The sequence below is a fragment of the Oculatella sp. LEGE 06141 genome (genome assembly GCF_015207605.1).
Taxonomy (GTDB): Bacteria; Cyanobacteriota; Cyanobacteriia; order Elainellales; family Elainellaceae; genus Oculatella.
The window spans coordinates 58,067-79,244 of the sequence record NZ_JADEWO010000017.1 but is presented as its reverse complement, the minus strand read 5'-3'; the positions used below and the strand labels follow the sequence as shown (position 1 = coordinate 79,244).

Genomic DNA, 21,178 nt, shown 5'->3' with positions numbered 1-21,178 from the left:
AACCTATTTTGACTCATGCCTTCCGGCTGGGGTTGCCGAATCTTTAAATTTATTTAGCTGAGGTTTGGTTCAGTTCCTACCCGCTACTACGATAAAGTATTCCCTGCTAATTGAAAATTTATGACGGCACCGGCACTGATTGAACCGGTTCAGCCTGAGATTTTGCGGTAAGGCTGCGCTGCATAGCTTCTACAAACTGGCTAACTCGAATCGGATCAATTGGCTGATCGATTCGGCCTCGACGCTTCAGAGAACTGGAAACAATTACACCATCAGCAGCCTGGATTAAACGCGGGATATTTTCCCAGTTTGCGCCACTCCCAATAAAAACGGGTGTTCCAGTTGCGGCGGCGCTGGCCAGTTCTAGATCTTCCAAACTGGGTGGGCTACCCGTTGACCAACCCGATAAAATCACTCCATCTGCCAGCCCCCGCTCAATGGTTTCCTGAACGGCGGTGGTCAGATTAGGAGAGCCAAGCGGACGCGCGTGCTTGACCAAGACATCTGCCAGGATCTTGACATCACTTCCTAACTCGCGACGATAGCGAAGCAGTTGGTGAGCCTGCCCTTCAATCAATCCCTGATCGGTTGCCATTACGCCAGTCAAAACGTTTACCCGAATAAAGTGAGCCTGAACACAGGTGGCGATCGCCATTGCGCTCTGTGCATCGTTCCGCAGGACGTTGATCCCCACTGGCAGGGTCACCATCTGCATCAAGCGCTGCACCACTAGGCTCATGGCGCTAACCACGGCAGGATCAACCGAATCTTTGGCAAAGGGGGCATCAAAAAAATTTTCAACAATAATGCCGTTGACACCTCCTGCTGCCAAAGCCGTTGCTTCTTGCTCAGCTCTGTCAATGACTAGTTTCAAACTCCCTCCCCAACGTGGAGAAGTGGGTAGAGGCAGCAAGTGAACGACACCAATAACCGGATTAGCAGTTTTAAAGATTTGCTGTAAGTCCACGGGTCTTAGATTCGGACTCAGTAATTACGAACACAATTGGCTGGAATGGCCTGACTAAATAGGCAATTCCGGCCTCTTTAGCTTACTTTAACAGTAATGGGTGCCTAAACCCGTGTTGACCTACCCAAAGCTGTATTGAAATCGCGATCGCTTTCCTCTTAACTGGTTTATCAAGGGGCTGGCCTGTATTAAGGACTGGCCTGAAGGGTTGACGGATCGTTCAAGATTTTGCCTCAAACCTCGATCTGGCCTGATTATCTACCACGGCTGATTGACTGAATAGAACTCAAAAGCCTCCTCTTAAACTCCCATCCCAGAGCGGGAGAAGGGCTTTGAATCCTTTATCGCCCTTTTGCTTTCCTTCTTTGTGGAAGATAGAGAAATGTTCTGTCAATCAACCGGCTACCACGGTGTTGGCGGCGACCTGAACTGAATTTAAAAATGTGTAGTTATGTTATGCAAATGTGCGTTAAGATAACGAGAGCAACCACACGCGATTGCAGTTAACGGTGTCTGCGGAGCTACGGCTACTGCGGATTAGGAAAGTCAAAGTGCTAGTCCGTTGATTACCGCGATCGCTACATGGTATTTGAGGACTCTTTCTTTCCTGTTGCCATTTATTACAAAACTGCATGGGCCATAAGCCAACTATCGCTATCTCTCACTTGGGGTGCGAAAAAAATCGCATCGACACTGAACACATGTTGGGTCTGCTGGTGCAGGCAGGCTATCAGGTTGATTCTAACGAAGAACTAGCTGACTACGTTGTCGTCAACACCTGTAGCTTCATCCAGGCCGCTCGCGAAGAGTCGGTTCGCACGCTCGTTGAGCTGGCCGAATCCAACAAAAAGATTGTGATTACGGGCTGCATGGCTCAGCATTTTCAGCAAGAGCTGCTGGATGAGTTGCCAGAAGCGGTTGCTGTTGTCGGCACAGGTGATTACCACAAAATTGTGGATGTTATCCAGCGGGCTGAAGCTGGCGAACGGGTTAAGGAAATTTCTCAAGAACCAACCTATATTGCAGATGAACTACTCCCTCGTTACCGCACGACGACAGAAGGAGTAGCCTATCTGCGAGTGGCTGAAGGCTGCGACTACCGTTGCGCTTTCTGCATCATCCCGCACCTGAGAGGAAATCAGCGATCGCGATCGATCGAATCGATCGTGGCTGAAGCCGAACAGCTTGCAGCAGAAGGCGTGCAAGAAATTATCTTAATTTCGCAGATCACGACAAATTATGGCGTAGATCTATATGGTGTTCCAAAGCTGGCTGAACTGCTGCGTGCCTTGGGTAAAGTGGATGTTCCCTGGGTTCGGATGCACTATGCCTATCCGACCGGTCTAACGCCTAGCGTGATTGAAGCGATTCAAGAAACGCCAAACGTTCTACCTTATCTTGATTTGCCGTTGCAGCATTCTCATCCTGAGATTTTGCGGGCTATGAACCGTCCCTGGCAAGGGCGAGTGAACGACGGTATTGTCGAGCGAATTAAAGCAGCGTTACCCGATGCGGTGCTACGCACTACGTTCATTGTTGGTTTTCCGGGTGAAACCGAAGCCCATTTTGAGCATCTGCTGCAATTCGTGCAGCGTCACGAATTTGACCATGTTGGAGTGTTCACTTTTTCCCCGGAGGAGGGGACACCTGCCTATTCACTGCCGGATCAGCTTCCACAAGCGGTGATGGATGAACGGCGGGATGCATTGATGCAAGTGCAGCAGCCTATTTCGTTAAGAAAGAATCGAGCAGAAATCGGCAAGGTTGTAGATGTTCTGATTGAACAAGAACAGCCAGAAACCGGTACGTTAATTGGACGGTCGGCTCGATTTGCACCAGATGTTGATGGGCTGGTTTATGTTCGGGGAACTGCACGTCTAGGGTCGCTTGTTTCGGTGGCGATCGCAGACGCAGATGTGTATGACCTTCATGGTTCCGTTGCCGACAAAACAACTCAACTCAGAGGCGCGCTTGGTCGTGTCTCTATACCCACACTATAAAGGAGACTCGATGACCCTTTCGTTTAACAGCTTAGGTCTGTCCGAAGCGCGCGTGCGCCATCTAGAGAAAGTTGGTTTTACAGTGCCAACTGCGATTCAGGCTCAAGCGATTCCCCATCTGATGTCTGGCCGCGACGTGGTCGGCCAAGCCCAGACTGGAACTGGCAAAACGGCTGCATTTTCCTTGCCGTTGCTAGAACAAATTAGTTTTAACAGCCACGACGTTCAAGCGCTGATCCTGACTCCAACCCGTGAGTTGGCGGTTCAGGTGTATCAGTCGATTCGTTCCTTTAGCGACGATCGCCGTTTGCAGGTGCTCCCCATTTACGGCGGTCAGTCTATCGATATTCAAATCCAACGGCTGCGTCGGGGCGTGCAAATCATTGTTGGTACTCCCGGTCGGGTTCTGGATTTGTTGAAGCGGGGCGACCTGAAGCTAGACAAATTGGGTTGGTTAGTTCTGGATGAAGCCGACGAAATGCTGAACATGGGCTTTATTCAGGATGTGGAAAAGATTCTGAGCAAAGCGCCCAGTGAGCGGCAAACGGCTTTCTTCTCGGCTACGATGGATCCGTCCATTCGCGAGTTGGCTGCTAAGTTCCTGCGATCGCCAGTCACCGTGACGGTGGAGCAGCCCAAGGCAGCTCCTACTCGGATCAACCAGGTTGCCTACATGGTCCCGCGCGGCTGGACTAAGGCCAGAGCATTGCAGCCTATTCTGGAAATGGAAGATCCAGAGTCGGCGTTGATCTTTGTGCGGACGCGGAAAGCAGCGGCTGATCTAACTCGTCAGCTACAGGCCGCCGGACACAGTGTTGATGAATATCATGGCGATTTAAGTCAGGCGCAGCGAGAGCGACTTTTGCTGCGGTTCCGGCAGCGGCAGGTGCGCTGGGTTGTAGCAACCGATATCGCGGCACGTGGTCTGCATGTCGAGGATCTGACTCATGTGATTAACTATGATCTGCCTGACAGCGCCGAGAACTATGTTCACCGGATTGGTCGGACGGGACGTGCTGGTAAAGAAGGGGTTGCTATCTCCCTCGTTCACCCGCTAGATAAGCGCAAAGTTAAGGACATTGAGCGCCACTCTCGCCAGAGATTGGAGTGGGGCAACATCCCGACCCGTGCCCAGATCGAAGCCCGTCACCTGCAAAAGCTGCAAGATCAACTGCTGGGCACCCTTGCTGGCGAGCGCATTGCTTCTTTCTTGCCAATTGTGGCGCAGTTAAGCGAAGAGTATGATCCCCACACCATTGCCGCAGCAGCGTTGCAAATGGCCTACGATCAAACTCGTCCCGTGTGGATGAGAGTTGATCCAGGGTTCAATGACGACCAGCCTGGGGACGACTCAAGACCCCGTTCTGCAGGTGGAAGCAAGCCCAAGCCGATCAAACGCTCTCAGCCGTCTGCTTCCAAATAATTTTTAGCATCCCAGAGGAGGAGTACTCCTCTGGAGTTAAAGGCTAAGGCGATAGAGACTGGGTTATACTGCCCCAATGCTTGTCTCTATCTCTTAGTCTTTTTTGATGCCGATGTTATCTACTGAGCTACTGACCTACTATCGGAAACTCAGTCAAAGTTTGTTTACGGTTGTTGATGTTGAAACGACGGGTCGATTTGCTGATAGCGATCGCGTTATCGAGATTTCGGTGCTGCAAGCTACCCTGGCCGATGGCATTGCACTTCAACGGACGGATCTGATCAATCCTCAGGTTGCAATACCGAGCAACATCAGTCGGTTTACTGGTATTGCTCAGTGGATGGTGGATGCGGCTCCAACGGCAGCGGATATCTTGCCCGCTTATTTGCCGTTGTTGAATACAGGCGTTTTAACAGCGCATAACGTTGAGTTTGACGATTCATTTTTGCAATCAGAATATCAGCGGTTGGGAACGGCGTTTCAGCGTCCTGTAGAGCAACAGCTTTGCACCGTTCAGCTATCTCGGTTGATGTTGCCTGATTTACCGTCGCGTCGTTTGCCTTATCTGGTCAAGCATTTTCAGTTTGATGTGGGTTCATCTCACCGCGCCGGAGCCGATACGCTGGCGTGCTGGTTGCTGACCGAGAGGCTGCTAACTGAACTATTGAAGGAACCTGACCCGGTGTTACTGGCGACGTTTGCCCGACAGTGGATGCCGTTGCGGGTTGCTGCGACACTGCTGGGGTGTTCTTCTACAGAGGGGCGATCGCGCCTTGAAGCGGCAGGTGTCCAATCTCGCCATGTTGGCCGGGGCAACCGCGAAACGTGGATGTATCGCCGAGGTGATGTTGAACGAGTTGTACACGAACAAGACCAGCAACTACGCTGGTCGTAACCTGGCTATTGGGCAGATGCGGCTTGCCAGCCTGCCCACCTTGCTAACCTGACAAAGGCCGCTTGCTCAGGGCAATCAGGCGAAGGCACAACAAATGCAGCTTGTTCAGGGCAATAGGTTGCCTCAAGAGTGCTACTGAAAAGTGAAAAAGATCGTTATCAGAAACTACAGCCGTTCGACCCAACTGGACGAGACCCATCTGCCGTTGCTTAGTTCTACCCATTCAGCAATGGTTCGTCCTGTGGTTTGAAGACGGGTACCATCATTAAGGGTGCCCACCACTTCGTAACCTGATCCTGGGCCAGAACGAACGTTAAGCGGATCGCTGTTCGTGTTTACCCGGACGACGCTACCCGGTGCGCCGCCACCCCCTCCAGCACTGGTAGCCGAAGTAGCAGGAACACCAGCAACCGCAGAAACCAGGTATTCGCTAGCCACCCAACCCCCTGTGCTGAGTTGGCGATACCCATTGTTGACAACAGAACTAGCTTGCACAACGGCTCCATCTGCTAAGCCACCAATAACCGCGAAGCCCGAACCCGGCCCCGATCGCACGTTCAGACCACTTACTGAGGATACGCGATAGGCTGCGGTAGCCACAGGTGTGGAGGTGCCGCCGATGCCGCTGTTGCTCGTCGTAGCGGGCGCAATCGCAGTCGTTGAAACCAGGTATTCGCTGGAAACCCATCCACCCGTGCTGAGCTGACGATACCCGTTGTTAACGACAGAACTGGCTTGCACAACGGCTCCATCGGCCAAACCGCTTGTAACCGCAAAACCTGAGCCTGGCCCCGATCGCACATTCAATCCGCTGCTGGATGAAACTCTGTAAGCTGCCGTTGTTGAAGCCGGAGCGGCATCGCTTACCGGAGCGGCAGCGGTGCCGCAGCTAATCGCTGGATCTAGACCCAGAGCCTGAGCCGTTGTCGCACCTACAACGCCATCGGCTCCCAGGTTGTTGCTTCGCTGAAATTGAAGAACGGCAAACTCGGTCTGTCCACCAAAGGAACTGTCAACTCCTCCTGTGCTGAACCCTCTTGCTTGCAGTGCCGTTTGTACACTGCCAACGGCGGCACAAGTATCTCCTCTCTGAACGACGGCTTGAGCGTTAGGAGCTGTGACGGCGATCGCCAACGCCGCGCTTCCGATCAGTCCGGCTGTGGTCGAGTGTGAAAGAGTTGAGCGAACTGGTTCGAATGACCGAAGTTCTGGAGAGGGGCTGGGGTCTTCGTAGTCCACATGGGCGTGAATAAACGCTAGCGTCTCCATAATTGCCTCAATATTGCAGAATGAATGGGTCGATGCGTTCAACTGAGCCAAAGAAGCTCACGATAATTACTGATTTGTCCGGTATGAAATGTTTTCATCCTACAGCGATTTAACAGATGCGCGCTCACTCTTTAGTAGGGTTTATGGGATTTGCCACCGCAGAGCGGTTGTAACGAGGGTGCCGATTGGATGTGTATTTAGTTCTGTTCGGCATGGCGCTGAACCAGTTCCTGGCATTGGGCTGTTGCGGCCTGGTGGGCATCGAGATAGTCTTTGCCCCCTAGCATGACATCCCCGTAATACTCATAGGGAGATGCGCCATAGATGGGCAACGGGTTGTCTTCCGGGTAATCCTCTTTGGCTTCCTCAATCGCTGCTTTTAATTGTTTTACCGTTAAACGCTGTGCTGGAAAGTAGTAAAGTTCCTGCGGGTTTTTGGCTAAGTGTGGCAGGCTGGGGTCAATAATGCGATCGCCCTGCTCTAGCCAACCATGTTCGATGGGCTGGTAAGGTTGGCTCGCCATTGCTAAAAAGCCCTGAACATAGGTTGCACCTTCGGTGACCAGGGCTGCTTTATAGGCATTTTCAAACGGTGTCTTCGCCTTGCTTTTGATTTGGGCTGCCAGGTCTAGTGACAGAGGTTCATCTAATAACTTATTCATTGGCCTTAGCGTAGGGCAACAACTATTTACTGCAAAGTGTAAGGCATTGATGAACGATCGTTGAACCTCTATAGGTTGAACCTCTACAGGAGAGCTAGGGCGATGCGTCTAGAAGCTGTTTGGCTTGTTCAATTTGTTGCGGGCTGAAGCCTGATGCCGTTAGCCCATTTAAAAAATCGCGGTTACGGTATCTGGTATCTAGCTCAACCGCTTGCTGGTAAGTTCGGTGGGCGATCGCATGGGTTCCCTGTTGCTGCTGCGCGATGGCTAACGCTACCAGAGGGTGCGGATTCTCTGGCTCTAGCTTTGCGGCGGTTTGGGCAGTGGCGATCGCGCAATCGGTCTGTTGCATCTGCTGACAGGCCAGACTGAGGTTATAGTAAGCAATTTCGTTATCTGGAGAGAGCAGGATCGCCCAGGTGTGGGTTAGTGCGGCGGCCAGCCAATCGTCGTTGACCAGGTAAACGATACCTGCCGCGTTAAGCGCAGGAACATAGAACGGATCGCGCTGAAGCGTTTCCTGGAGGGCGATAGCTGCTTCTCGATCCCGATCGGCCAGATGTAACGTCCAACCCAGGGTAACGCGACCCGCTAAGTTATCTGGCTCTAGCTCAACGCTGGTTTGGAATGCGGCGATCGCTTCTGGGAACTGACCTTGCTGCCGATAGCGTAGCCCTAATTCTCGATAATGGCTGGCAGGGAGAGCCAATCCTGGATTTGCGTTTAGCCCAACGGCTGCCGCGAAGAGGCTGGCGATCGCCATGCCACACATCACCTTCTGCATTCATTTCCCCAATGATTTATACTGCCTCCACTGATTTTATGTGACCTGAGCTACCCAGGGGTTACCCAAGAGAATCGGGTAGATCTCCGACTATGCAGGTCTGGGAGAAAGGACGAAGATACTCTTATATAAAAACCGCTGACCCCGTTTCAATGGGTTAGCTTTTAGAAATAGAAACCCTGATCGAGAAATCGGTCAGGGTTTGTTTTATGTAGCGGTTGGGTCAGAGAGTTGCCTATCGTGCTGTTGACCCTCGCCAAGCTATCCATCTGGGCAGTGGGCAGGGGTTGGAAAGCTGTGATGTAATAAAAACGAAGCAACGTCACCAGGGCTGGCTCAATGGCATTCCAGATTAAGCAATGGATTTCTGGCCGTCACGCCGCATGGGAACGTTTGATTCACCAGGGTATTGCTTCACTGCTAAGGCTTGGCGTGCAGTCAGAATCGTCTGACTATCGAGCGTGGCGCTATCGGTTTATGCTCGATCGCTTACACCTTTGTTTGTGGATTGCCTGCTTTTGCTTTATCACTTTTGTGGTTCAGGATATTTACTCCCTCTTTCTGTATCCTGCTAGTTTCAACGAAAGTGTGTTGAGACGGTTTGGAGATGCCGCTGTCGCCGACCAACTGCGTAGCCGAGCGATTGCGACGAACATCATTACGGGGAGTCTGCTGTCTGTTTGCCTTGGCATTTACCGCACCGCTGTAGGACGGCGTTACCCGCTCATCCTATTTTTGTGTTTCTCGTTGTTTATTACTTTAGTGCCGCAAATCGTTGGCACGTTCTTCAACCTGCCAGATACCAGAGTGACGCTTTGGATCTTGGTGTTTTTAGCTCAAGCAACGCTGATTCCTGTGTTTTGGCCGTTGCATCTGGTTTCTCAAATTGGGGCGATCGGATATTATGCCGTGGTCAATCCCATTCTGGGTCTGACGGAGATCCAGGGACAGTCGATTTATACTCCCGGTCGGTTTGTATATTTGTTTTGGGCCTGTCTCATTTGCGATTTGGCTGTGCATCTATATGAACGCTTGAAGCGATCGGAATTTGAGGCACAACGGCAGCTCAAGGTATTTCTGCATTCAATTTCCCACGATCTGCAAACGCCTGTTGTGGGGGCATCAATGTTGCTGAAGAGTTTGCTAAACAGTGCAGACGAAAAAATTACGGTGCATCGTTCTGTGCTGGAACGGTTGCTAGAAGGGAGCGATCGCCAATCAACGCTCATCAACTCGTTACTAGAAGCCCACAGCAGTGAACTTCCGCTCAATAGTTTTCATCCAGAACCAGTGCAACTCAGCACCATTGTTGAGTCGGTTCTGGCGAATCTGGAGCCGCTGTTAGAAAAAAATCAGGTGCAATTGTTCAACTGGGTTCATGCCGATTTGCCGTTGGTGCATGTCGATGGCAATCAGATTTGGCGAGTGTACTGCAACCTGATCTCGAATGCGCTTAAACATAATCCCAACCAGATTTGTCTGACGTTAGAGGCCGAACTGGTGGAGGCTAGCGCTGTGCAACGAACGGCAAAGCCTGGAGAAAGGGGGACTACTCATTATCCGTTTTCTCCGTTATCGGCCAATCGCCAGCGATCGCGCACTCAAAAAGTGCTGCGCTGTAGCGTTCAAGATAACGGAGTTGGTCTGGCTCCAGACCAATGCCGTCGGCTGTTTGCGCTTTATGCACGCGGCGCACGGGCACGGTACATGCCGGGTTTGGGATTGGGGTTATATCTCTGTCGGCAAATTATTGAAGCGCATGGTGGTCAAATCGGAGTCAACAGCCAGTTAGGGCAAGGGTCAACCTTCTGGTTTACGCTGCCGCTGGCACCATCCCAAAATGGGGCATTGCTTTGAGGGGCGGTTCACACCAGACCCGATCGCAACGCAACTACCGCCGCTTGAACCCGATCATCCACAGCCAGTTTGTTCATAATGTTGCGAATATGAGCTTTAACCGTGCTGGGGCTGAGATACAAAATGGATGCAATTTCTGGGTTGGTACGTCCTTCCACCAAAAGCTTTAAAACTTCCATTTCTCGGTCGGTCAGGTTGGTTGTGGGCTTTACGGGCGCACGCGGCTTGAGGTGGTCGAGCACACGACGAGCGACTTGTGGAGCAAGATAGGCGGCTCCGTCCTGGATACAGGCGATCGCCACCAGCAGCTTTTCAATATTGGAACCCTTGATGCAGTAGGCATCTGCTCCGCTAGAGAGGGCGGCAACGGTTTCGTGCTCTGTTTTATGGGAGGTCAACATTAAAATGCGGACATCGGGTAGAGCTGTCCTGATTTGCTGAGTGGCCGCAATGCCGTCTAGCTGCGGTAGGCCAATGTCCATAATGACCAAATCGGGCTTAAGCTTAAGAGCCGCATCAACCCCGGAATAGCCATCTGCGGCTTGACCCACAATTTGTAACTGGGGAAACGCGCCTAGAGAATGCTCCAGTCCCAGTTGCATCACTGGATCATCTTCTACCACTAAGATTCGCAGGGGAGGCAGGTGGGGGGCGATCGCTTCAGCGGACGTTCTGCCGGATGATGACATGGGTTACCTACTCATAACAGGAGTACATCAATTAGAGAACTCCATCGGTTTACGGCATTTCTGGTTACAAAACGCCGATTGTCCATTGCATGACATACATTCAATACGCTAAAGCATTCGCTTCAAATTCGCACGTGTCGATTCAACGTTGCCAACCATAGGTTTGAAGTCAAGCGGCTGCGTTTCGGCCATCGACACCGTGGAGCGTTAGCCCTCATTTAAAACCCTGCAAAACGGCTACACACCTGGCTTAGACCTCAAAAAAAAGTAGAGACGGACGATCGCCCGCCTCTACTACACACAGGGTGTTCTACCAGCCTGTAGAGTGCCCGAATTAAAGATGGAATTAACGACCTGCCGCCGTTGGCATTCCCAAAATGTCCTCAATGCGCGGCATTTCCTCTAGTGGAATGACTCGCCCTTCCTCTTCAAATCCAGGGATTTCGTTGAAGTTGAGGTAGCGATACAGGTCAGAAGCCAGAGGGCTAAGCTTGTTTGCCACAATATCCATGTACTCTTCAATGGTCGGAATTCGTCCCAGCAAGGCGCACGCTGTTGCTAATTCAGCCGAGCCAAGATAAACCTGAGCATCTTTTCCCATACGGTTGTTGAAGTTGCGGGTTGATGTAGAGAAAACGGTAACGCCGTCGGCCACTCGCGCCTGGTTGCCCATGCATAGGGAACATCCTGGCATTTCTGTTCTGGCTTTTACCGCTTCAAACACGTCATAAACGCCTTCTTTTCGCAGTTGAGTTTCGTCCATGCGGGTGGGTGGGCAGATCCACAGGCGAACATCTACGGGCGGTTGGCCTTCCAGCACTTTAGCGGCAGCACGATAGTGGCCGATGTTCGTCATGCAAGAGCCAATGAAGACCTCATCGACGCGATCGTTCGCCACATCCGACAGCAGCTTCACGTTATCTGGATCGTTGGGAGCCGCTACAATCGGTTCCTTGATCTGGTTGAGGTCAATTTCGATGATTTCAGCATATTCCGCATCGGCATCGGCTTCCATCAACACGGGATTGGCTAACCATTCCTCCATCTTGGCGACGCGGCGCAAGATAGTACGGGCATCCTGGTAGCCACGAGCAGCCATGTTCTTAAGCAGAACAATGTTCGATCGCAAATACTCCGAAACTGTTTCCACGCTGAGTTTGATCGTGCATCCGGCACAAGAGCGTTCGGCAGTAGCATCGGTCAGCTCAAAGGCTTGCTCCAACTTCAAGTCGGGCAACCCTTCAATTTCCATAATCCGTCCAGAGAAGACGTTCTTCTTGTTTTGCTTCGCCACCGTCAGCAGTCCCTGCTGCATCGCAACATAGGGAATGGCGTTGACAATATCTCGCAGCGTAATTCCCGGTTGCAGTTCCCCTTTGAAGCGCACCAAAACGGACTCTGGCATATCCAGCGGCATGACACCCAAAGCCGCCGCAAACGCTACTAAGCCTGAACCCGCCGGGAACGAAATCCCCAACGGAAAGCGGGTGTGGGAATCACCGCCCGTGCCCACCGTGTCGGGCAGCAGCATCCGGTTTAGCCACGAGTGAATGATGCCATCACCCGGACGTAAGGCCACACCACCGCGTGCTGCAAAGAAGTCTGGCAGTTCTTTGTGGGTCGTCAAATCAACGGGCTTTGGATAGGCTGCCGTATGGCAAAAGCTCTGCATCACTAAGTCAGTGCTAAACCCCAGACAGGCCAGCTCCTTTAGCTCGTCGCGGGTCATTGGCCCGGTCGTATCTTGCGACCCCACCGTCGTCATCATCGGTTCGCAAGAGGTACCCGGACGCACCCCTGGTAAGCCACAGGCTTTCCCCACCATTTTTTGAGCCAGGGTAAAGCCCTTTCCGGTATCGGTGGGCATACTGGGACGCGTAAACACCGGACTTGGCTCCAGTTTCAGCGCTGCCCGTGTTTTATCCGTTAGCGTCCGTCCAATTAGCAGCGGAATCCGCCCTCCGGCTCGCACTTCATCCAAAATCGTATCGGGCTTCAGGGTAAAGGTTGAGATGATCTCACCTGCTTCGTTGGTAATTTCGCCTTTGTAAGGGTAAATGGTAATCACCATTCCCGTTTCTAGCGGAGCGACATCGCACTCGATTGGCAGGGCACCAGAGTCTTCAGCGGTGTTGAAGAAGATAGGAGCAATCTTGCTGCCGAGAATGTATCCCCCTGTGCGCTTGTTCGGCACAAACGGGATGTCGTCGCCAATGTGCCACAGCACTGAGTTAATGGCGGATTTACGCGAGGAGCCTGTGCCCACCACGTCACCGACATAGGCAACGGGATGACCTTTTTGCTTCAGTTGGGCGATCGCCTCAAGTCCGTCGGGCATCCGCGACTCTAGCATCGCCAGCGCGTGCAGCGGAATATCCGGACGAGTTGTGGCATGGGGGGCTGGGGACAGGTCATCGGTATTGGTTTCTCCCGGCACTTTGAATACGGTGACTGTAATAGCTTCTGCCAGGGTTGGCCGACTGGTAAACCACTCAGCATTCACCCATGCGTCAACCACCTGTTGAGCATAAGTATTGCTTTCTGCCAGTTCCATTACATCGTGAAACGCGTCATACACCAGCAGCGTTTTACCCAGTGCGGTGGCTGCGGCGTGGGCAATGTCAGCGTCTTCTCCCTGAAGCAGATCGACGAGCGACTGAACGTTGTACCCTCCCATCATGGTGCCGAGCAGAACAACAGCCTGTTTGGCGGTAATCAATGGGCTGGCCGTTTCACCCTTGGCGATCGCTGTCAAAAATCCTGCCTTGACATAGGCCGCCTGATCGACCCCCGGAGGAACGCGATCGCGCAGTAGTTCCACTAAGAACTCTTCCTCGCCCAACGGAGGCGACTTAAGCAAATCGCAGAGCGCAGCCGTTTGTTCGGCATTCAGCGGTAAGGGCGGAATCCCCAAAGCGGTTCGTTCTGCAACATGTTGACGATACAATTCGAGCATTTCAGCGTTCTCCAGGGACTAGCAAATGGTGTGAGGTCTTCCACGTTTGAAGCGGTTCATCATCTGAGTGTATGGGGTGGCGTTGCAACATTCCAAGCGCTCAACCCAACCATGCTGGCTTGACAAATGTACCTCTGCTCCTTGCCATCCACCCGCTCAAGATGATGGTGTATTGAGTCCGCGCATATCTTAAGGTGCACACCTCTATTTTTACGGTAGCGTGCCCGACTGTACATCGAGAAAACCGATGGATGATTGCAGCGGTACCCAGTCTATTCACGGCATCTGTTCGCAGTGTGGAGCGTTCGAACACCGCGAAGAAGACTCACTTCAGCAGCTACAGCACTGTAATCGTCATGGAAATTTGAAAACAACTGCACTGGGGGTAGGTGACTGACTCAAGAGGTGTATTAGAATAAGAGTCATTCTCAAATGAGGATTAGAGTCATTCTCATTTTTGAACGATTGCCTTGACCACCTGAGAGACACGGAGAAGCCAGGAATGCATTTCAACCCACGCCAACTGCTGGTGACATTGCTGTTGCTGCCATTTTTTGCTGTTGCTGGATGTACCGGATCGAGTTCTGACCCAGTTCAAGAGGCGGATGCCGTAACGTCGGATGAGCAATTGCAGGTGATTGCAACGTTTTTGCCGATGTATCTGTTTACCAAGGCCGTTGCCGGAGAAGCTGCCGATGTTTCAATTTTGATTCAGCCTGGAACCGAAGTGCATGAGTATCAATCGACCCCGGCGGATGTGCGGGCGATCGCTCAAGCCGACGTGCTGGTACAAAACGGACTGGGGATGGAAGAGTTTTTAGATAGCACCCTTGAAAGCGCTCAAAACCCCGAACTGACGATCATTAACGCTAGCGCTGGCATTACTCCCTTAGAGGACGAAGCTCCGGTTATTGCTCCTGCGGCTGGCGTGGATGACCACGATCATGAGGACGAAGCGCACGCCCATGATGATGACCACGACCATGCAGCAGAAACCGCCGCTGGCCACGTCCACGTCCATGCCGAAAATCCGCATGTATGGCTTAGCCCAGTGTTGGCAATTCAGCAAGTTGAAACCATTCGCGATGGCCTTGCCGCTGCCGATCCAGCCAATAGCGAAACCTATGAAGCTAATGCGGCTGCCTATATTGAGCAACTGCAAGCGTTGGACGACCAGTTTCAGCAGCGGTTGCAACCGTTTAGCGATCGCACCTTTATTAGTTTCCATGATGCCTATCCTTACCTGGCCGATCGCTACAACCTGCAACAAGTGGCGATCGTTGCCCTTCCAGAGGACAGCCTCACACCAGACGATCTGCAAAAAACGATTGCCACCGTGCGAGCGTATGACGTGAAAGCGCTGTTTGCTGAACCTGGCACCGACAACCGCTTGTTAGAGAGCCTGTCTCAAGACTTAAACCTTGACCTGAAGGAATTAGATCCGCTGGAAGCAGGCGATCTCGATCCGCAGTACTATTTCACCGCTATGGAAGCGAACTTACAGACTCTTGAGTCTGCCTTCCAGTAGGTGCCCATGACCCTAGATGCACCAACCATACAGATGAAACCCATTGCTCCCCTATCTGATGTGCCTGTTCTGCAAGTCGAAGATCTCACGGTCTATCAGGGCACGTATCCAGCGATCCAAACCGTCTCCTTTGAGGTTTTTACCGGAACGGATACAGCGATCGTGGGGCCGAATGGCGCGGGTAAAAGTACGTTAGTTCAAGCTATTCTGGGGCTGATTCCGGTGGCTGAGGGACATGTACGGATTTTTGGTCGCCCCCTGGAACGGTTGGGGCGGTTGCGGCATCAGATCGGCTACATTCCCCAGAATTTTATTTTTGAACGCAGTTTTCCCCTGGCGGTGAGTGAGTTAGTGGGTTTGGGCTGGGTGGATTCTAACCTGCTTCATTCGAGTCCGCAAAAGCTGGATCAATCAAGGCTACAGCGCTTCAGATGGCCGTGGCATTCAAATCCTGCTAAGTCAGCCGCGATCGCCCAGGCGCTAGAACGGGTCAGTGCTTATCACCTGCGTCACCGAGCGATCGGCAACCTCAGCGGTGGCGAGTTAAAGCGGGTGTTGTTGGCCTACTGCCTTGTTGCTCCTCGGCGGTTGCTAATTCTAGATGAGGCGTTTGCAGGGGTTGACATTCAAGGCGAAACCGATTTTTACAAGTTGCTGCATCAACTGAAGCATGAGCAGCAATGGACGGTGCTACAGATCTCCCACGATTTAGATATGGTGAGCCGTCATTGCGATCGCGTCCTTTGCGTGAACCGTCGGTTAATTTGTCATGGTCAACCGGAAACGGCGCTTTCGCCTGAAAACTTGCTAGATGCTTATGGGCCTGCCTTTAGCCGCTATCAACACCGACATTAAAATCATCCTGATTCGATTTATTACCCCCCTCCTATGGCCAATTTGCTTGAGCTACTTCAGTTTCCCTTTATGCAACGGGCGATCGCCGCAGGTATTCTTTTAGGCTTGCTGGGAGGTTTATTGGGATGTTTTGTAACGCTGCGGCAACTCTCCTTTTTTAGCCATGCGGTCGGTCATGCGGCTCTGGTGGGCATTGCCCTCGGCGTGTTGCTTCAAATCCCTCCTGTCTGGACATTCTTGCCGTTTACACTAGCCTTTGGTTTGGCGGTTCTCTATTTGATCGACCAAACCGATCTTTGGAGCGACAGCATCCTGAATATTGTGTTGTCGGGAGCATTGGCGATCGGAGTCATCCTGACTAGCTTCATTCAAGGCTACCGAGGCAATTTGATGGGAATCTTGTTTGGCGATATTCTTGCTGTTAGCTATACCGATCTAATCCTGACCCTGATCATTCTTGTTGCCAGCACCGTATTCCTGCTATCCACCCTACCCCAACAAATTTTGCTGACCCTGAATCAAGCGGTTGCAAAGGTTCAAGGGATTCCAGTGCAACTTCACCGCTACCTGTTTGTTGTACTGCTGTCTTTGGCTGTTGCCGTTTCTATCAAGGCTGTAGGAATTTTGCTGGTCAATGCCTTTTTGGTAATTCCTGCTGCCACGGCTAAACTGTTGAGCTACCGCTTCAGCCGCTTTCTCTGGCTTTCAGTTGGTTTAGGCGTATGCAGCAGCTTGCTCGGAATGCTCGTCTCCGGTTTGTGGAACGTAGCTTCGGGGCCAAGTATCGTTTTAGTCCAATTTCTGCTGTTTTTGTCTGTGTTAGGAATATCCAAATTAGCGTTCAAGCCATCTAGGGCTTAGAGTTGCTTAAAATGCGGTTGACTGTGTTGAGCCTGTTTGCTGGGGCAACCGGACTTTTGAGCTATTCCAGAGAATAGACAACTCGAACCTCATCCGAACTCTTTGCAAGTGCTATATTGCTTCTTGATATTTTTACAAAAACTTTCGGGTTAAGGTTCTGTATGAATTGAATAAATACTTTAGCGTTGGGGGCACGCTCAAGGTATCAAACTATTGCGATGGCTGTATGTCGCAATTCAGGTAGCATGTGTTACCGATTCGATCCATTTCAGTTCATGAGGAAAACTAAGGATGACGCAACAGAAACGAGCATTGATCACTGGTATTACAGGTCAAGATGGCTCTTATTTGAGTGAGTTTTTGTTGGAAAAAGGCTACGAAGTCCACGGTATTATTCGTCGAACTTCAACATTTAATACTGATCGGATCGATCATATCTACGAAGACCCTCACAACGAAAATGCGCGGCTCTTTCTTCACTATGGTGATCTAACGGACGGTACAACCCTCCGTCGGATTTTAGAAGAGGTTAAGCCCACCGAAATTTACAACCTGGGGGCGCAATCCCATGTGCGAGTCAGTTTTGACTCGCCAGAATACACAGTTGATGCGGTTGGCATGGGCACTCTGCGTCTACTAGAAGCCATTCGCGACTATCAGCATAGAACGGGTATTGAGGTTCGCTTCTACCAGGCGGGTTCTTCGGAAATGTATGGCAAGGTGCTGGAAGTGCCTCAAAAAGAAACCACCCCGTTCTATCCTCGTAGTCCGTATGCCTGCGCCAAGGTGTACGCTCACTGGCAAACGGTAAATTACCGGGAGTCCTATAACATGTTTGCCTGCAATGGCATCTTGTTTAACCACGAGTCTCCTCGTCGAGGTGAAACGTTTGTGACTCGCAAAATTACTCGGGCACTGGCTCGGATTGTTGCAGGTCAGCAGAAGAAGCTGTATTTGGGTAACCTCGATTCTAAGCGCGACTGGGGCTATGCCAAAGATTATGTGCGGGCAATGTGGCTGATGCTGCAACAGGACACGCCCGATGATTATGTCGTTTCTACAGGCGAAACCTACTCGGTACACGAATTCCTGGAAATCGCGTTCCAGTATGTCAACTTAAACTGGAAGGATTATGTCGAGTTCGACGATCGCTATCTCCGGCCTGCTGAAGTTGATTTGCTGATTGGCGACTCTACTAAAGCACGGGAAAAACTCGGTTGGGAACCGTCTGTCACCTTTGAAGAACTGGTTCAACTGATGGTTGAAGCGGATTTACAGGCGATCGGGTTGAAGTCTGGCAAGACCCCTGAAGGCCAGCTTCTTTTGGATCACGCCACTATTCGCCAGGCGTTAAGTGGTATATCTGCTTGATTTGGAATCATTGTAGTTCTGCTGCCTCAGATGGGGATAATCGAGCATGGAAACCTTAGATCTTTCAAACAAACGGATTGTAGTTACGGGTGGCGCTGGTTTTCTGGGGCGGCAAGTGATTGCTCAACTAGAAAAAGCCGGAGCAACTGCTGAAAAAATTACCGTGCCGCGATCGCGCGATTGCGACTTACGGGTAATGGAGAGTTGCCAGCGAGCGGTCGATCAGCAAGATGTTGTCATTCACCTGGCAGCTCACGTGGGCGGCATCGGCCTGAACCGTGAAAAGCCAGCCGAGTTGTTTTACGACAACTTGATGATGGGCACCCAGCTCATTCATGCCGCTTATGAAGCTGGAGTGCAGAAGTTTGTGTGTGTGGGCACCATCTGTGCCTACCCCAAATTCACTCCCGTTCCATTCAAAGAGGACGATATTTGGAACGGCTATCCTGAGGAGACCAACGCGCCCTATGGGGTTGCCAAAAAAGCGCTGCTGGTTCAGTTGCAAGCCTACCGTCAGCAGTATGGGTTCGACGGCATCTATTTGCTACCGGTAAACCTGTACGGCCCGGAAGATAACTTCGACCCTCGGAGCTCTCACGTTATTCCTGCCCTGATTCGTAAGGTGCATGAAGCCCAACAGCGTGGAGACAAGCAAATTCCAGTGTGGGGTGATGGCAGCCCTACGCGTGAATTCCTCTACTCCGAAGATGCGGCGAGGGGCATTGTGATGGGAACTCAGCACTACAGTGATGCTGAACCGGTGAACCTGGGTACGGGGTATGAAATTACCATCAAGGATTTGATTACCCTGATCTGCGAGTTGATGGACTATGAGGGGGAACTTGTTTGGGAAACCGACCAGCCCAACGGTCAGCCTCGCCGTTGCTTGGATACAGAACGAGCCAAGCAGACCTTTGGTTTTACGGCTCAAGTCGATTTCAAACAAGGGCTAAAGAATACGATCGATTGGTATCGGCAGCACGCTGTCTAAGTCAATTCGATCGCGCCAGATGTGCGGGAGTGATGTCAGTCGCTCCCGCCTTTTACTGAGTTGTTGATGACTGAATCGTCGATGACCTACTGGTTGCTGAAATGAGTGCGATCGCGATTGGCAACCTGCATCCGTTCCAGCACTTCAGCTACGGATAGTGCGCCCAAGTCTTGCGTGTCCTGCCCTGCGGCCCGAACGCGAATGCTGAGCGCATTTGACTCAACCTCTTTTGCGCCCACAACGGCCATCACTGGAATTTTCGCCTTCTCGGCATTGCGGATCTGTTTGCCTAACCGTTCGCCGCTGCGATCGACCTCAACTCGCAGACCGAGCGATCGCATCTTCCCTGCCACGTCCTCAGCGTAGGATACCTGCTCCTCCGTTACGGGCAACAATCGAGCTTGCACTGGCGATAACCACAGCGGGAAGTCTCCAGCGTACTCCTCGATCAGGATGCCAATTAAGCGTTCCAGCGAGCCAAACGGTGCCCGGTGAATCATCACAGGCCGTTTGCGGGAACCGTCTTCAGCCACATATTCCAGGTCAAACCGTTCGGGCAGGTTGTAATCGACCTGAACGGTTCCTAGCTGCCATTCTCTGTCTAGCGCATCTTGGAAAATAAAATCTAGCTTTGGTCCGTAAAAGGCGGCTTCGCCAATACCCTCAAAATGCTCCATTCCCAACGTTTCTACGGCACGGCGAATGGCGTTTTCGGCCTTCTGCCAGGCTTCATCTGAACCAATATACTTGTCAGAATCGGGATCGCGGAAACTGAGCCTGGCTTTGAAGTTCTTCAGTTGCAGGCTGTCGAACACACTCAAAATGAGATCTACCACCTTGAGAAACTCGTCGTCCAGTTGTTCCGGTGTCACAAACAGGTGAGAGTCATCGACTGTGAACCCTCGGACTCGCGTTAGGCCGCCCAACTCCCCCGACTGTTCGTAGCGGTAGACCGTCCCAAACTCCGCCAACCGGATCGGTAACTCCCGATAGGAACGCAACTCGCTCTTATAGATCTGGATGTGAAAGGGGCAGTTCATTGGCTTCATCACAAAGCCCTGCTCTCCCAGGCGATCGGCATCCGTTTCGCTCATGAGCGGAAACATATCTTCCTGATATTTCTGCCAGTGACCGGAGGTTTTGAATAGATCCACACGGGCAATATGGGGAGTTACAACACCCTGATAACCACGCTTGACCTGCTCTTGCTTGAGGAAATCTTCCAGGGTCGATCGCAACACGGTTCCCTTAGGAGTCCACAAGGGCAATCCAGGCCCAACTTGATCCGAGAAAATGAATAATCCTAGTTCTTTACCCAGCTTGCGATGATCCCGTCGCAGCGCCTCTTCTCTGCGGCGCTTATACTCAGCGAGCTGCTCTGGGGTTTCCCAAGCCGTGCCATAAATTCGCTGAAGTTGAGCCTTGGTTTCGTCGCCACGCCAATAGGCACCAGCGACGCTTTCCAATTCGATCGCGCTTGGATTTAACTCTGCGGTATTTTCCAGATGGGGGCCGCCACACAAATCCCACCATTCATCTCCCAGATGGTAAATCGTAATGGGTTCGGTCTTAATATCTGCGAGAATCTCTAGCTTGTAAGGTTCTTGAATCGTCTCAATCCGCTGCCTGGCCTCATCCCGGCTTACTTCTTCCCGAACTACGGGCAGTTTGCGGTTGATGATCTTGATCATTTCTTTTTTGATCGCCTTCAGATCCTTGTCTGTAAATGGCTCCGGGCTATCAAAATCGTAGTAGAAGCCATTTTCAATCCAAGGGCCAATGGTCACTTGCGCCTTTGGGAACAGCTTCTGCACTGCCATTGCCATCACATGAGACGTGGTATGGCGAATCTTTTTCAGCGTGTCTGATTCGCTGGTGCGCGGCAAATGGATTTTTTGAGCGGGTGCTGGAGAGAGTGAAGCGTCTGACTTAGGCATCGATTAACGAGATTAGAATGACTGAAATTGGCCTGAATGCTGAATCAGCATGACACAACGGTGCCATGTACTAGCCTCTATCTTACCTAGCTGGCGTGAATTCGCGTACCGCAACTCGATCGCTTATGGTTTC

At 51.7% G+C, this 21,178-nt stretch carries 16 protein-coding genes; 9 read left to right on the top strand and 7 right to left on the bottom strand.

All coding sequences use genetic code 11. The features are described from left to right. Positions 1-118: 118 nt before the first annotated feature. Complete coding sequence (gene btpA, locus IQ268_RS13840) at positions 119-967, bottom strand: photosystem I biogenesis protein BtpA (protein WP_193879735.1); 849 nt, start codon at positions 965-967, stop codon at positions 119-121. A 632-nt stretch (positions 968-1,599) separates the two neighbouring features. Here btpA and rimO point away from each other — a divergent pair. The 3 genes from rimO to IQ268_RS13825 all read left to right on the top strand — a co-directional run bounded on the left by rimO (position 1,600) and on the right by IQ268_RS13825 (position 5,285). Continuing rightward, positions 1,600-2,967, top strand: coding sequence for a 30S ribosomal protein S12 methylthiotransferase RimO (gene rimO / locus IQ268_RS13835; RefSeq protein WP_193879732.1), 1,368 nt, complete (start codon positions 1,600-1,602; stop codon positions 2,965-2,967). 10 nt (positions 2,968-2,977) lie between these two features. Next, a complete protein-coding gene (locus IQ268_RS13830) occupies positions 2,978-4,390 on the top strand; it encodes a DEAD/DEAH box helicase (protein ID WP_193879729.1) in 1,413 nt (470 codons plus the stop codon). A gap of 112 nt (positions 4,391-4,502) precedes the next feature. After that, a complete protein-coding gene (locus tag IQ268_RS13825; RefSeq protein WP_228035346.1) occupies positions 4,503-5,285 on the top strand; it encodes a PolC-type DNA polymerase III in 783 nt (260 codons plus the stop codon). Between the two features lie 165 nt (positions 5,286-5,450). Here IQ268_RS13825 and IQ268_RS13820 read toward each other — a convergent pair whose 3' ends face one another. The 3 genes from IQ268_RS13820 to IQ268_RS13810 form a co-directional block, all read right to left on the bottom strand. Then, complete coding sequence (locus tag IQ268_RS13820; protein ID WP_193879723.1) at positions 5,451-6,605, bottom strand: SH3 domain-containing protein; 1,155 nt, start codon at positions 6,603-6,605, stop codon at positions 5,451-5,453. A gap of 146 nt (positions 6,606-6,751) precedes the next feature. Then, positions 6,752-7,216 (bottom strand): hypothetical protein, encoded by a 465-nt coding sequence (locus tag IQ268_RS13815; RefSeq protein WP_193879720.1) that lies wholly within the window; start codon positions 7,214-7,216, stop codon positions 6,752-6,754. Between the two features lie 94 nt (positions 7,217-7,310). After that, a complete protein-coding gene (locus IQ268_RS13810; RefSeq protein ID WP_193879717.1) occupies positions 7,311-8,000 on the bottom strand; it encodes a tetratricopeptide repeat protein in 690 nt (229 codons plus the stop codon). Positions 8,001-8,339: 339 nt separating this feature from the next. Between IQ268_RS13810 and IQ268_RS13805 the strand changes: the two genes are divergently transcribed. Then, complete coding sequence (locus tag IQ268_RS13805) at positions 8,340-9,857, top strand: sensor histidine kinase KdpD (protein ID WP_193879714.1); 1,518 nt, start codon at positions 8,340-8,342, stop codon at positions 9,855-9,857. Positions 9,858-9,865: 8 nt separating this feature from the next. Here the strand turns inward: IQ268_RS13805 and IQ268_RS13800 are convergent, their stop codons facing one another. Both IQ268_RS13800 and acnB read right to left on the bottom strand, forming a co-directional pair. Beyond that, a complete protein-coding gene (locus IQ268_RS13800; RefSeq protein WP_193879712.1) occupies positions 9,866-10,546 on the bottom strand; it encodes a response regulator transcription factor in 681 nt (226 codons plus the stop codon). A gap of 346 nt (positions 10,547-10,892) precedes the next feature. After that, positions 10,893-13,502 (bottom strand): bifunctional aconitate hydratase 2/2-methylisocitrate dehydratase, encoded by a 2,610-nt coding sequence (gene acnB, locus IQ268_RS13795; RefSeq protein WP_193879709.1) that lies wholly within the window; start codon positions 13,500-13,502, stop codon positions 10,893-10,895. Positions 13,503-14,004: 502 nt separating this feature from the next. Between acnB and IQ268_RS13790 the strand changes: the two genes are divergently transcribed. From IQ268_RS13790 to IQ268_RS13770, 5 genes are all read left to right on the top strand, one after another. Next, positions 14,005-15,030, top strand: a complete 1,026-nt coding sequence (locus IQ268_RS13790) for a metal ABC transporter solute-binding protein, Zn/Mn family (protein ID WP_193879707.1) — start codon at positions 14,005-14,007, stop codon at positions 15,028-15,030. 6 nt (positions 15,031-15,036) lie between these two features. Further along, on the top strand, positions 15,037-15,885 hold the full coding sequence (locus IQ268_RS13785; protein ID WP_228035345.1) for a metal ABC transporter ATP-binding protein: 849 nt from the start codon (positions 15,037-15,039) through the stop codon (positions 15,883-15,885). Between the two features lie 33 nt (positions 15,886-15,918). Beyond that, positions 15,919-16,746, top strand: a complete 828-nt coding sequence (locus IQ268_RS13780) for a metal ABC transporter permease (RefSeq protein ID WP_193879705.1) — start codon at positions 15,919-15,921, stop codon at positions 16,744-16,746. A gap of 291 nt (positions 16,747-17,037) precedes the next feature. Next, on the top strand, positions 17,038-18,117 hold the full coding sequence (gene gmd / locus IQ268_RS13775) for a GDP-mannose 4,6-dehydratase (protein ID WP_193879703.1): 1,080 nt from the start codon (positions 17,038-17,040) through the stop codon (positions 18,115-18,117). A gap of 46 nt (positions 18,118-18,163) precedes the next feature. Beyond that, on the top strand, positions 18,164-19,108 hold the full coding sequence (locus IQ268_RS13770; RefSeq protein WP_193879701.1) for a GDP-L-fucose synthase: 945 nt from the start codon (positions 18,164-18,166) through the stop codon (positions 19,106-19,108). Between the two features lie 86 nt (positions 19,109-19,194). Here the strand turns inward: IQ268_RS13770 and thrS are convergent, their stop codons facing one another. Then, positions 19,195-21,045 carry a threonine--tRNA ligase gene (thrS, locus tag IQ268_RS13765; RefSeq protein WP_193879699.1) on the bottom strand — a complete coding sequence of 617 codons (1,851 nt, stop codon included), beginning with the start codon at positions 21,043-21,045 and terminating at the stop codon, positions 19,195-19,197. Between the last annotated feature and the right edge of the window lie 133 nt (positions 21,046-21,178).